Origin of the sequence: Vibrio kasasachensis (assembly GCF_050337565.1) — a bacterium.
GTDB lineage: Bacteria > Pseudomonadota > Gammaproteobacteria > Enterobacterales > Vibrionaceae > Vibrio > Vibrio kasasachensis.
Map to the genome: position 1 here is coordinate 1 of NZ_JAKJTB010000017.1, position 14274 is coordinate 14274.

The following is a 14274-nucleotide window of genomic DNA, read 5'->3' on the forward strand; positions in this document are numbered from 1 at the left end:
GTTTAATTGCGTGTTTGACGGTGGTTTTCGTTTCAAGTTTTCTGCCAAGTTTGGTTAAGGTTAAATCAGAACCATTGAGAACGCTTTTAGTGGCAAGTATAAGAGATCTAAGTCGTTTTTTGTGAATATTAGGGCATTGGTCTTCAAGAGTTTGCTGTAGAATTTGAATATCGCGCATCGTTAGGTATCCCTATTAAATCCATTTGATAAGGTGTGTTTTTGGCGAAATTCATTAGATCAGAATGAGCGATGCGCGTCTACTCATTGTTTTTGTTGGAAATTATGAGGGGATTCCCGAGGCAGCGGTGTTGGCAGTACCTTCAAGTTTATTGGGTATATATAAAGTAATAACTGATGTTCAAAGGTGAGCCAAATGGCTCACCTTTTTTTTATAATCATATGAAGATGATATGACTCTAGTTTATATCAATACTATTAAATATAAATAATAGTGATTTATTCCCGCCAAATTCGTGTAATCATATCAAGAAGTGTGTTTCTTGAACCTTTTTAGGTTAAAGATTTTAATGAAAAATGAGTTGGTTTTGATGCTGTTACTCATTTTAGTCGTTATTAAAAATAATCTAATTCTCTATATAAGCTCGCTCATTACATTAACATAATGACACAAGGTTAGATATTTCCCCTTAACCTTGCATCGGTATTAGTTATCATTTGTATTGACGTTGTCCCATATTATCTTTAATTGGTATCCAATTTGACTTTCTTTGTTTCCATTCTGGTTGTAATGGCATTGCCCAAAAAGCCCGTTCTTATTTAATGCATTGTTTTTATAGAAATAATTATTTTGACCGTATTTTTGATGTGGTTGTTCGTCACAAATGATGCGGGCTTGTTAATAGGTGTAAATAATTAGCGATAGTAAGAGAGTTAAAAAGCTCTAAAATAAATTCCACAGCAAGGACATAAAAAGTGGATGCTTGGTAATGAATATTACTAGCAGTACAAATAGCAATAATAACTATTAGTGAACAATATCATGTTAAATCTGATTATCTCTACAATACCTATTATCCTTTTAATTTGGATGATGACGAAAAAGAATGCTTTACCATCACACTTTGCTCTACCTATTACCGCATTATTAGTTGGAACACTTCAATTATTTTATTTTGGTTCAGATATTACCAATATTACTGCAAATATAATTGCAGGTAGCCTTTCAGCTATTACGCCAATATCAATTATCGCAGGCGCTATTTTATTAAATCGTACTATAGCGCTATCTGGTGCAGAAACAGTTATTCGTCATTGGTTAGAGAGTATTAGCCGTAACCAAATCGCGCAGCTGATGATCATTGGTTGGGCATTTGCCTTCATGATAGAAGGTGCATCAGGGTTTGGTACACCAGCGGCAATTGCCGCTCCTATTTTAGTTGGCTTAGGGTTTCCTCCTCTTCGAGTGGCGATGCTGGCATTGATCATGAACTCTGTACCGGTCTCGTTTGGTGCGGTTGGTACGCCGACTTGGTTTGGTTTTGGTGGCTTGAGTTTAGATGAGGCATCGCTTTTAACTATTGGACAATACTCAGCATTTTTACATGCAGTGGCCGCGATTGTCATTCCTGTCATCGCGCTTAGCTTTGTCGTCAATTGGCGTTCAATTACCCGCAACTTCATCTTTATTCAATTAAGTATTTTCTCTTGTACTGTGCCTTATTTGTTGTTTGCCCAGTGGAACTATGAATTTCCAGCTTTAGTTGGCGGCGCGATTGGTTTATCGCTTTCTATCCTGCTGGCTAAATTTAATATTGGTATGGAAAAACCAAGTGAAACTAATCAAGAGCCAACCGCTAAAATTCCGTTTGGACAAGTGTTTAAAGCGATGAGCCCAACACTGTTGTTGATTGCTATTTTGATTGTTACACGAATTCAGCAACTGGGTATCAAGGCTTTGCTTGTTGATGCGACACCAATGCTGCATTTCAACTTAGGTTGGTTTGGTGAATTTACAATCAGCAACGCGCTAATTATCAAGTTTGCCCATATTTTAGGCACTGACACCAGTTGGGCTTATAAGACACTTTATGTGCCAGCCCTGATTCCATTTTTCCTTGTGGTTATCATTTCTGCTTTTATTTTTGGCATGTCCAAATCACAGCTCAAGCAGGTGTTTACTGAAACGGGAAGCCGAATCAAAGTGCCATTTATTGCCCTTGTTGGCGCGCTGATTATGGTTAAGTTCATGATGATGGGCGGTGAGAACTCACCAATTATGACGACAGGACGAGCGTTTTCTGATCTTACAGGGACCAACTGGCAGTTCTTCGCATCTTACCTAGGTGCGCTAGGAGCGTTCTTCTCTGGTTCGGCAACCGTATCTAACCTGACGTTCGGCGGAATTCAACAGAGTATTGCGCAGAATGTCGGCTTGTCAGAGCATCTTGTTTTAGCGCTTCAATCGGTTGGCGGTTCAATGGGTAATATGGTGTGTATTAATAACATCATCGCCGTATCGACCATTCTCGGTATCTCGAACAAAGAAGGTTACATCATTAAACGCACGGTTGTTCCCATGATTCTTTATGGGGTTATTGTCGCCATCGTGAGTCTTGCAATCTAATTCATTTTAGCTCACCTATCCTGTAGTAGGGGCTTTGGCAACAGAGCGCGAAGGTGAGCTTACTTTTTTATCCAAGTAACCTAACAAACTCGCCCTGTGGAGTTTGTCAGTGGTACCAGTGACAAGACTCTGAATCCAGCATCTTGAGTCACTTGGGTATATCTTTAATAAAGAAACAATGTATCCCTTAATTGGAGCGATATTATGAAGGTTAACTTTTTTGTTACCTGTCTGTGTGACACGGTAAAGGCAGATGTGGCGAAGAAAACGGTTCTTTTATTGGAAGAACTTGGTTGTGAAATCCTCTTTCCTAAGCAACAAGGCTGCTGTGGTCAACCTTCTCTCAATAGTGGGTATATAGAGCAGAGCAAACCTGCAATGAAAAACTTAATTTCGGCGTTTGAAAGCAACGATTTCCCAATAGTTACCCCTGCGGGTTCTTGCGCTGCATCGATTAAAAAATACCCAGAATATTTAGCGGATGAACCTGAGTGGGCAGCGAGAGCACAAAAGGTGGCTGACCGACTATTCGAATTGACTCAGTTTATTGTTAATCAGCTAGGGGTTAAAAATGTTGGCGCTCGTTTGAAAGGACGCGCGGTTTATCACCCATCGTGTAGTTTGATTCGCAAACTAGGGGTGCGCGAAGAACCTCTAGCGCTACTGGCGAATGTTGAAGGTTTAGAGATGGTACCGATCAAAAACCAAGAGACATGCTGTGGTTTTGGCGGCACATTCTCGGTCAAAATGTCGGAAATTTCTGGCGAGATGGTAAAAGAAAAAGTGCAGCATATTAGCGCAGTAGAGCCTGAATATCTTATCGGAGCAGACATTAGTTGCTTGATCAATATCGGCGGGCGTATGACCCGTGAAGGTCAGCCAGTTAAGGTTATGCACATCGTCGATGTTCTGTTGAGCCGATAGGAGTATAGAGCCATGTCTATGAAAACCAGCGACGTTAATTTCAAACAACGAATTGACGTGCAGATGAAAGATGACTTCATGCGTAAGTCTGTGGCAAATGCACAAGAGCGTATGTTCACTAATCGACAAATTGCGGCAGATAAACTCGGTAACTGGGAAGAGTGGCGCGAGATGGGGATGGATATCCGCAATCATGTACTAGAAAACCTAGATTACTATTTGCACCAACTCAGCGAGAAGGTGTTGGACAACGGTGGTCATGTCTTTTTTGCTAAAACCGCTCAAGAAGCAACGGATTACGTTGAGCAGATCATCCAAGCTAAAGACGCTAAGAAAGTGGTTAAATCCAAATCGATGGTGACGGAAGAAATCGGCCTGAACCAGATGATTGAACGCAATAATTGCGAAGTTATCGAGACGGATTTAGGCGAGTATATTTTGCAAGTGGATGATTGCGATCCACCGTCGCACATCGTCGTGCCTGCGCTGCATAAAAATAGAACACAAATCAAAGAGATCTTTAAAGATAAACTGAATTACCAAGGCAGTAATGATCCAGAAGAGATGACGCGTTTTGTGCGTAATCATATTCGTCATGATTTCTTAGAAGCCGACATTGGTATTACAGGCTGTAACTTTGCCGTAGCAGAGTCAGGCACCGTCTCTTTAGTGACTAATGAAGGCAATGCTCGTTTAGCGACAAGCTTACCAAAAACACATATTGCAGTGATGGGGATGGAGCGAATTGTTCCTACCTTTGAAGAGTTGGATATTGTCATTAGCTTGTTGTGTCGCAGTGCTGTAGGTATTCCACTCACGGGTTATGTTACTGCGTTAACCGGACCACGCGAAGATGAACAGTGTGATGGACCAGAAGAGTTTCATTTAGTTATTGTTGATAATGGTCGTTCTGAGATTTTAGGCTCTGAATTTAAAGATATCCTACGCTGTGTGCGCTGTGCTGCATGCGTTAATACTTGTCCTGCATACCGTCATATTGGTGGGCAGTCTTACGGCTCGATCTATTCAGGTCCGATTGGTGCTGTGTTATCTCCTCTACTTGGCGGATACGATGACTTTAAAGAATTACCTTATGCGTGCAGCTTGTGTAAGGCTTGTCATGATGTGTGTCCAGTTAAGATCCCTCTCTCTGATTTGCTCATGAAGCATCGTGAGAAAATGGCTGAGCAGCATATTACACCGCTAAGTGAGCGGGTTGTTGTTCGCGGTTTTAATGTGCTAAACGCTACGCCTTTGTTATGGAATGTTGGGGTAAAAGTGGGTGCACAAATAGCGAGCAAGGTGATCAAAAACGGAAAGATGCCATTAAACGTTGGTGCTATTGGTAAGTGGGCAGAGACTCGTGATTTACCACAGCCGGATGGGCAATCATTCCGCAGCTGGTTTGAAACAAGAAACAAGAAGTAGGATTGACGGTTATGACATACGATAAAACAGCTAACAGAGTGCAACGTCTGCATAATCGAGATTCGTTTCTCGATAATATTGCTGGTCAACTTGGTCGGACTAAACCCTTGTCACAGGTTGATCGCCCTGCGTTAAAATACACTTGCCATAAAGAGGTAATGGCCTCATTTAGCCAAGATGAACTCAAAGACGAGTTGCTCGGTTACGCCCAAACAACATTGGGTGCCAAAGCAATCGTTACAACCAAATCCCAATTTGAAGAGACACTTAAACAGGTGTGTTTGTCATATTGTGAGGATGAGAAAGGGCAACCCGTACAAGGTGAGACTCTGTTATCCGCTTCCGAGCCATTGATGGAATTAGTCTCTGCGCAGGCATTGGAGACAGAACTGCATCATGTCTATGTATGGGATCAAAGCGCGGGCTATGATGCGAATATTGTCATCGCAGAACGAGCAAAAGTGGGCGTGGTTTTTGCCGAGCAAGCGCTCGCTGAATCAGGCACTATGGTGTTATATAGCCACTCAGCTCAAGGTAGAGCGGTGAGCTTGTTGCCTGAAGCGTCAGTTTTTGTTGTGCCTAAAAGCGCGCTGGTGGCACGCTTAACCCAAGCGACCGATCGACTGCATGAAAAATCTAAACAAGGCGAGCGATTGCCTTCTTGTGTTAATTTCATCTCAGGTCCTAGCTCTACTGCGGATATTGAATTGATCAAAGTCGTGGGGGTTCACGGGCCAATTTATGCCACTTACGTAGTCATTGATGACATGTAGTTAGTGTTTACTACGACGCTAGCTGATGTTCGGTTGGCGTCGTATCTCGACTGCGATCTGTATATAATTAACTGACCAGTAAAAATCTAGAGAGCAGGATATGCCCCATATAGATGACCTTGTGCTATTTACTCAAGTTGTTGAGTTTGGTTCATTTAGTAAAGTGGCTGAAGCGAATAGCATCACCAAATCTATGGTGAGTAAGCGAGTCAGTAAACTGGAGGCGGACTTAGGCACTCAATTGCTCTACCGTACCACTCGAAAGCTCACTTTGACTGAAGCGGGCGAGGTGTTGTACTACCGCTCGAAAGATATCCATTCTACCGCAAAATCCGCGTTTGATGCCGTGACTGGCTACAATGACAACTTATCTGGTCATATTCGAATGTCGGTTCCGACGATTTCCGGTGAGTTACTATTGGCGCAAGCTATTTCTGATTTTTGTCAGCAGCACCCGGGTTTAACGGTTGATATGTCGATGGATAATAACTTTGTCGATTTAATCGCGGACAATTACGACTTGGTCATTCGTACTGGTTATCTAGAAGACTCCAGCCTTATTGCGCGTTATATTTTCAATTCTCATTGGGTTGTTTGTGCCTCTCCCGATTATTTAATTGAATGCGGCACGCCTGAAACGCCTAAAGATCTGCGTCATCATAACTGTTTGGGTTATACCCATGACAGCGCCGGTACGTTTGATTGGCAATTTAAAAATAACAGTGATGCATACACGTTAAAGGTGGCAGGGAATTTCTCATCAGACAATTCCGCCGCTTTAAAACAATGTGCGTTAGTTGGAAATGGCGTGGCATATTTACCTAAATGCCTGGTTTATAATGAAATTAGGCAAGGGGAATTGATAGAATTATTACAGCCATACAGTAGTAAAATCGTCGGTATATACGCGGTTTATCCCTACACCAAAAGACCTGCCAAACGTATTCAAGCGTTGATAGAGCATATCCGTCAGCGTTATCTTGACATGCAAGAGTGCTTTTAAACTGCCTAACACATTAATTCTTGATGGATTAATGTCGTTATCCAGTCGATATTTGAGCTAGTGACTAAATTACCTTCATAAATATGTTTTTGTTGCTCGAACTGCTGAAGAGAAAATAGAAGCTCGTGTGGTGTAGCGCTCTCATTATGCAGCAAAAAGAAGTAATAGATCGGTGAGGAATTGCTCTCACTATTAATTGGTTGCAAGATGAGTTGCAGGGTTGATGATTGTGTTGGTGATGCTGTTTTTGCTGAGTACAGATAGACATTTGAACCGATATGCAAATATTGAATAAAGCCACTCACTACGTTGAACAATGGAAGCTGTACCTCTTGATAGTCAATATTAAGTTTGTTGGCTAAACGGAGTGCACCCAACTTAGCAATATCAGACAAATTTGCGGATTGACCAATCCAATGTATATCAGCATTGGAAAACCAACTAGCAGTTAAATACTCAGGACGAGCGTGATCTGAAAGTAACGTAGGGTATTGTTGCAACAGCGCTTTCTTTAATGGTTCATATTCCATTTGTTTGACATGTTTTTTCACTGTCGCGAGCAATTCATCCAAAGCAATTTTGCTTGATTCTTCATACTGTTCTACTTGTTCAACAAACAGAGCAATTTGATATAACTCTTCGTCTCTCAATGGCTCAAGGAGCCAATGTTGGCAATAAGACATCGCGCTAATGGTTGTTTGGTACCAATGTGAAATATGATGATTGTCCCCTGGTATTGAGTGCAATCGCACATGGTTTTTTATACGGTAGATTGCCGAAGGCAAATATTGGCAAAGTTGTGCATGCAGTTGAGATAGTTGGCTATTTGATAATGATGATGTTTGAGCTAATTGGCGCAAAAATAACATTGAACACATTTCAACTCGTAGCTGGTTTTCGTGGAAATTATCATCTTCACATCCGCTAAAGAAGTACTCCGTCAAATGTAGGTGTTCATATTCTAACTGTTCATTGATCAGTAAACTTAGTTGCTTGTATACCAACCTGTATTTGGTAGTACGTCTTAAATAGTCGGCATTATTCTTCTGCAAAATAAAGTGTTGCTGCTGTATTCGATATAACGAGACACTCAAATAAAGGAACATCAATTTAATAAAGTTTGCCGGAAATTTGCCATCAATAGCATGAGAAATATTATTGATGACAACATATGTTTCTTTTAATGGCAGTGTCGCTAGCCGCTGTGAAATGACTTGTTGGGTATGATGCTGAAGCGGTGTAGTGGCAATGCAAAACTCTATCTCAGGGGTTACTTTTGTAACCTGCCTATTGATCCTTTCCATCATTAAATGGCGTAGTTTTTTTTCTGTCCCGTAAATTGAAAACCCACCGTCATTATATTGAATAGAGAGTCCGTTAAGTTGCAGTTTTAACGACAGTTGGTTTAAATCTTTTTTTAGTGTAGGGCGGGAGATTGCCAGTGATTTTTCGATCTCTTGGTATTTGTTTTGCGCCAAAAACAAGTAGTTGTCGAGTAGGTAATCTTGTCGCTCACAAGAGCGAGGGCGGTAATGCGCAATTGGTACTTCTCTGATTTTCTGCGCCCATTTATCACCACTCATCAGTAGTAGGGCATCGCCTTTTTCTATACAGATGGCTTGTTCAATATAGTAATTGATATTGGCGATATAGTTATGGATATGACGGTTGCTGACTTCCATCTTTTCAGCCAATTCAGAAATAGAATGAGACCTCTGTAACAGTGTGTTGATCAACTTAACTTCGTTAGAAGTAATGCTCATGAGGTGTCCGAATAGAAAGTAAGGTGAAAATCACATTAATGATTTGAGTTAGGCGTTTTTATCATACTGGTTTGATTGAATGTGTGATTTGGGGCTTGTTTTTCGTATCAATGAGTCAAATATCTGAAAATTTATTTCCGTTTTTATAGAAGCACATTTCGATTCTGTTTTTGCGCAACCTTGAGTAAGGTGTCGCCGTTATCCCTACAAATATAAAATGAATATAAAAATGGAGTGGCTACTATGAGTCATAAAATGAAGCTTTGGGGTTTTATCCAAGGGTTAGGTAAAACGTTTGTTTTGCCAATCGCTCTTTTGGGTATTTCCGGCATATTGTTAGGTTTAGGTAGCTCTTTAACGGGCGCGCAACTACAAAAACTTTGGCCTTTTCTTTCCTACGAACCGATCAACATCTTTTTTCAATACGTCACTATGGTCGGTGTGTTTACCTTCAAGAACATGCCTGTTCTTTTTGCCATTGCAATTCCTTTGGGTTTAGCCAAAGAAGAAAAAGGCGTGGCTGCATTTTCTGGTTTTGTTGGTTATCTCATTATGATTATGGGTACTAACTTTGTGCTGAAACAGACAGGTACATTAGCCGGTCCTGAAGAAATGAGAGCGTCAGGTCAGGTGATGATTCTTGGCGTACAAACTATTGGAACTGGTGTCCTTGGTGGTATTTTCTCTGGTGTAATTGTTGCGCGTCTTCACGAACGCTACAAAGATACACAGTTACCAGATGCTTTTGCTTTCTTTGGTGGTCCACACGCAGTACCAATTGTTTCTCTGGTTGTACTGTCGCTGTTTGGTATGTTCATACCTTATATTTGGCCGTTGTTTGATACTATGATCAAAGGCCTTGGCTACATCATCCAACAGTCAGATGTATTTGGACCGATGATTTTTGGTGCCAGTGAACGTCTACTGATCCCACTCGGTCTGCATCATATTCTAACTGCGATGATTCGTTTTACCCCAGTAGGTGGCGAAGCGATTATTGATGGGCAACAGGTGATTGGTGCGCTGAACATTTTCTACACCAACCTTGCTGCGGGTTATGAAACACCAATGGAGACAGTGAGTTTGTTGGCTCAAGGTCGCATGCTGAGCTTCTTCTTCGGCTTACCTGCGGTTGCATTAGCAATTTACCATACGGCTAAGTTTAAAAATCGCCCGTTAATTCGCGGTTTATTGATCTCAGGTGCGGTGACCGCTGTGGTGAGTGGTATTACAGAACCGATTGAGTTTATCTTCCTGTTTATTTCACCAATGCTATACCTATTCCACGCCTTTATGACGGGTTTAGGCTACCTGACGCTGTCACTATTTAATGTCAATGTTGGTCCAAGTGGTGACATTATTGGTTTCTTTGTCTTCGGCGTGCTGCAAGGCTTCAAAACCAACTGGTTCTTGGTCCCACTACTGGGTGTGGTTTGGTTTGCTGCTTATTACTCTGTTTTCAAATATGTCATTGTCAAAAAAGACCTTAAGACTCCTGGTCGTGAAGATGAGTCTGACTCAATCGTCAGTGCATTGGGTGCGGAAGGTTTAGCTGCACATATGCTTGAGGGGCTGGGTGGTAAAGATAATATTGTCACTATCGACAATTGTGCTACCCGTTTACGTTTGGTATTGCACTCAACTGAAGTCATTAACGAGAAGCTGCTAAAGAGCGCAGGTGCGATCGGTGTTGTTCGTTTGGATGGGCAAAACTTGCAGGTTGTTATTGGTCCTCAAGTACACACAATGCGCAAAAAACTAGAGATGGCAATGGCATGAAAATAGATTTCAACGGCGTAATCGATAGAACGAATACCTATTGTACTCAGTGGGACTATGTTGAAGACCGTTTTGGTAAACCGGGGTTATTGCCTTTCACGATTTCAGATATGGATTTTGCATCACCGAATGAAATACAACAGGTGCTGAAGAGTCGTATTGAACACCCAGTTTATGGTTACAGCCGTTGGAATCATGATGATTATAAACAGGCTATTTGTCACTGGTATCAAAGCCGCTTTGATAGCTCGATATCAGATAATTGGATAGCCTATAGCCCAAGCGTGATCTATTCAATTGCAACACTGATTGCTTTGAACAGCCAAGCGGGGGACAACGTTTTACTGTTTACTCCTGCCTATGATGGTTTTTTCAGCTGTATTGAGCACTCTGGGCGCAACATGATCACTAGCGCGCTTATCGATGACAAAGGGTATTTTGAAATCGACAAGCTCGACTTTGAACAAAAAGTGGCGAACTGTCAGGTGCTGTTACTGTGTAACCCACACAACCCTGTTGGGCGAGTGTGGCAAAAACAAGAGTTGGCTTATCTGCTTGAGGTATGTCAACGGCACGGGGTGTTCGTTATTTCAGACGATATTCATATGGATATTTGCTTTGGCGTGCCGTATTGCCCAATCACGACATTGTCTACGGACAAGGTTGCTATTTGTACCTCAGCGTCTAAGGCATTCAATATTCCGGCTTTAGGCGGCTCGTATGTGCTGATCCCAGACGCTGATTTACATAAGCGATTTATGGATGTGTTGAAGTTTCAGCATGGTTTATCGTCACCTTCAATTTTTGGCGTACTTGCCACTATTACCGCTTATCAGCAGTGTGATTACTGGATAGATGAGCTAAAAACCTACTTGCAAGATAACTTACATTTTGTGCAGCTGTACTTACGACAAGAAATGCCTGATCTGAAGATGATTTACCCAGAAGGTTTGTATTTTGCTTGGATTGATTATTCAGCCTTGCAAGTGAGTGCTGAGCAGTTGAAACAACAGATGATTCAAGCTGGTGTCGCGATCATGCTCGGTGATGCCTATGGTGAAGGTGGTAAGCATTATCTTCGACTTAATGTGGCGTGTCCTCGTAGCAAAATTGAGCAAGGGCTGGAGTGCTTACAACAGGTAATTGCGCAGCTAAGGGAATAGTATGGACAAGGTTATTGAACACTTTCTAGCGATGGCCGCAATTAGCTCACCATCCTACAAAGAAGCCCAAGTTAGTGCATATATCAAAGGGCAGTTGTCACTGTATGGTATTACTTTTTATGAGGATAGTGCTCAGCAATCGTATCAAGCTGAAGGCGCACAGTGTGGCAATTTGATTGCCACACTACCCGGTACGCTTGCTGGTACTGTAGCGCTATCTGCCCATATGGATACAGTGACACCTTGCGATGATATTACTATCGTCGAAGAGGGCGATTGGATTAAAACCGATGGCAACAGCGTACTCGGTGGTGATGACAAAGCTGGCATTGCAGTGATACTGGATGTATTCATTGAATTAGCGACTAACCCAAGACCTCACTCTACTATCGTAGCCATCTTTACCATTGGTGAAGAGGTTGGTTTGAAAGGAGCAAAGGCGCTCGATTTCGACCGTTTGCCGTCAATAGATGCGGCATATGTGATTGATGCTGGGGGGGAAATAGGTACTGCCTATATTTCTGCGCCATATTCAGCTAAAGGTATCGTGACGGTTAAAGGCATTTCTGGGCATGCCAGTGAACCAGAAACTGGCTGTAATGCCATGCTTGTTGCTGCCCAGCTTATTACTCAGCTACCGATAGGTAGAGTCGATGAAGAAACAACCAGCAATATAGGGCTGATCAACGGTGGTGATGCAACCAATGTCATAATGGAAAGTGTCGATATTACCTTTGAGGTGCGTTCCCGCTCTCCAGAGAAAGTGACTTCTTTTATTGAAAATGTCTCATACCAGTTACAAGTATTACAGCAAACCTATCCGATCAACTATGAAAACCGCTTAGCACAAGGAACGCCAGGCTTTCGTTTAGATCCAAGCTCACCAGTGTTAACTCGGTTTGCATCGTGTTGTTCTGCTCAAGGCATAGAAGTGCAATTGTTAGATGGAATGGGCGGGTCTGATGCCAACATTTTTAATAAGCAAGGGATCCCGTGCGCCGATATCAGTGTCGGTATGCGGCATATCCATAGCGTTCATGAGTGTATTAAAAAATCAGATATCATTGCTTGTCGAGATTTAGTGATGAGTTTGCTTAGTTAGTATGAATACGGGTAAGCGACATAACCATACCCTACTGAAGCTTGTTTAATAACGAGCAAAAATGAATGACGAATACCTAAGCCCTAGCAGAAATGCTGGGGCTTTATGTTTTACATGATGAGGAATCAACATTTACTGAAATTATTATTATGGTTTTGATAGGTAATTGTTATGGCACTATGTTCAGGTTTTAAATATCAATAACTTATCGATTTTAATGCTGATTTTTTTAATGTTAATTAATAACCTAACGACGATAGTTATTTCTGTTGGCAAAGAATGGAGTAAAGACGGGTTCATTTTAGTTAAACTTATGAGAAAATGGTATGGCATACTGATACTTGTATGTAAATAACTATAAAAATGAACAGGATGAAAGTAATAGAATGTTTTTCAAAAAGAAATCGAATGTAACTCAGCCAACATTTGAAGAAAACTTATACAGTGCGATATTTAAGAACACTGCTTACATTGAATTCGATATGAACGGCAATATTCTGACTGCAAGTCATAAGTTTCTGAATTGTGTCGGTTATACACTGGATGAAGTCCAGAACAAACACCACCGAATTTTTTGTGAAGCGAGCTATACCAATTCACAAGAATACCAAGAGTTTTGGCGTGCCCTCGCTACGGGCGAGACTTTTGAAGGAACGTTTACTCGTATTTGTAAGGGCGGTCACTATGTGATTCTTTCCGCGACATACATTCCGGTGATTGATTCCGCTGGTAAGGTTGAACGTGTGATTAAGATTGCCGCTGATGCCACGAGTGTTCATAAAGCTGACGCTCAGAAACAAAGCGTGATTGATGCGTTAAATAAATCAATGGCAGTGATTGAGTTTTCCATTGAAGGTAAAGTGCTCAGCGTAAATAGCAACTTTTTAGAGACGCTCAAATATAGAGAAAGTGAGATCTTGGGGGAGCATCATCGCATATTTTGTTTTGAGGATTTTTACCGCGAAAATCCTGACTTTTGGTCTGATCTAAAGTCAGGTCGACATAAGTCGGGTCAGTTTCTAAGAAGAGACTCATTTGGACGAAATGTTTGGATTGAAGCGACTTATAATCCAATTTTCGATGAGAATGGAAAGGTAAGTAGTGTGATTAAATTTGCTGCTGATGTCACCGACCAAGTTGAACGGAATTTGGCTATCTCACAAGCTTCAGAAATTGCCTACAGCACCTCAGTTGAAACTTCGCAAATCGCGATGGAAGGCTCAAAACTGCTACAGGAATCGGTTGAGGTCTCGCACGACATTAGCCAGAAAGTCGCTGGTGCAGCAAATAAAATTGCCGATCTTAATGAACGTTCGCATAGCATTTCTCAGATAGTCTCAACCATTAAGGGTATTGCAGAGCAAACGAATCTATTAGCTTTGAATGCGGCGATTGAAGCGGCGCGAGCAGGTGAGCAAGGGCGAGGCTTCGCGGTTGTTGCGGATGAGGTGCGTAAGCTTGCATCGAGAACTGCAGAATCTACCGCAGAAATTACCCATGTTGTAGATGAGAATCAGCAATTAACAACGGATATTACACAGTTTATGCAAGAAGTGGCGACCACATCTGATCTTGGAAGCTCTAAGATGGCTGAAGTTTCGACCGTGATGAATGAAATCTACAAAGGGGCTGAGAATGTATCCAATACTGTGATGAGCCTAAACGAGCATAAGCTGGTTTAACTATGCCCAAGTATCCTAATAAACTCGCCGTGCGGGAGCTTGTCACTTGAACCAGTGACAAGCCGCTGAAACC

At 41.7% G+C, this 14274-nt stretch carries 10 protein-coding genes and 1 pseudogene; 9 read left to right on the forward strand and 2 right to left on the reverse strand.

Going from position 1 to position 14274, the window contains the following annotated elements:
* Positions 1–178, reverse strand: a pseudogene (locus L4C38_RS14275) (IS4 family transposase); the annotation flags it as partial.
* Positions 179–1000: 822 nt separating this feature from the next.
* On the opposite strand from L4C38_RS14275, the gene L4C38_RS14280 reads away from it, so the two are divergent.
* From L4C38_RS14280 to L4C38_RS14300, 5 genes are all read left to right on the forward strand, one after another.
* The gene (locus tag L4C38_RS14280; protein ID WP_428798230.1) at positions 1001–2584 is read left to right on the forward strand and encodes an L-lactate permease; all 1584 of its coding nucleotides are present in this window, start codon (positions 1001–1003) and stop codon (positions 2582–2584) included.
* Between the two features lie 204 nt (positions 2585–2788).
* A complete protein-coding gene (locus L4C38_RS14285) occupies positions 2789–3508 on the forward strand; it encodes a (Fe-S)-binding protein (protein ID WP_428798231.1) in 720 nt (239 codons plus the stop codon).
* Between the two features lie 12 nt (positions 3509–3520).
* A complete protein-coding gene (locus L4C38_RS14290) occupies positions 3521–4936 on the forward strand; it encodes a LutB/LldF family L-lactate oxidation iron-sulfur protein (RefSeq protein WP_428798232.1) in 1416 nt (471 codons plus the stop codon).
* 11 nt (positions 4937–4947) lie between these two features.
* Positions 4948–5709 (forward strand): LutC/YkgG family protein, encoded by a 762-nt coding sequence (locus L4C38_RS14295; protein ID WP_428798233.1) that lies wholly within the window; start codon positions 4948–4950, stop codon positions 5707–5709.
* 100 nt (positions 5710–5809) lie between these two features.
* Positions 5810–6712 (forward strand): LysR family transcriptional regulator, encoded by a 903-nt coding sequence (locus L4C38_RS14300; protein ID WP_428798234.1) that lies wholly within the window; start codon positions 5810–5812, stop codon positions 6710–6712.
* Between the two features lie 5 nt (positions 6713–6717).
* Here L4C38_RS14300 and L4C38_RS14305 read toward each other — a convergent pair whose 3' ends face one another.
* Complete coding sequence (locus tag L4C38_RS14305; RefSeq protein ID WP_428798235.1) at positions 6718–8475, reverse strand: helix-turn-helix domain-containing protein; 1758 nt, start codon at positions 8473–8475, stop codon at positions 6718–6720.
* 243 nt (positions 8476–8718) lie between these two features.
* On the opposite strand from L4C38_RS14305, the gene malX reads away from it, so the two are divergent.
* The 4 genes from malX to L4C38_RS14325 all read left to right on the forward strand — a co-directional run bounded on the left by malX (position 8719) and on the right by L4C38_RS14325 (position 14201).
* The gene (gene malX, locus L4C38_RS14310) at positions 8719–10254 is read left to right on the forward strand and encodes a maltose/glucose-specific PTS transporter subunit IIBC (RefSeq protein ID WP_428798236.1); all 1536 of its coding nucleotides are present in this window, start codon (positions 8719–8721) and stop codon (positions 10252–10254) included.
* The gene (locus tag L4C38_RS14315; protein WP_428798237.1) at positions 10251–11417 is read left to right on the forward strand and encodes a MalY/PatB family protein; all 1167 of its coding nucleotides are present in this window, start codon (positions 10251–10253) and stop codon (positions 11415–11417) included. The genes malX and L4C38_RS14315 overlap by 4 nt, the downstream gene beginning before the upstream one ends.
* Position 11418: 1 nt before the next feature.
* Positions 11419–12519, forward strand: a complete 1101-nt coding sequence (locus L4C38_RS14320) for a M20/M25/M40 family metallo-hydrolase (protein WP_428798238.1) — start codon at positions 11419–11421, stop codon at positions 12517–12519.
* Between the two features lie 386 nt (positions 12520–12905).
* The gene (locus tag L4C38_RS14325) at positions 12906–14201 is read left to right on the forward strand and encodes a methyl-accepting chemotaxis protein (protein WP_428798239.1); all 1296 of its coding nucleotides are present in this window, start codon (positions 12906–12908) and stop codon (positions 14199–14201) included.
* Positions 14202–14274: the final 73 nt, after the last annotated feature.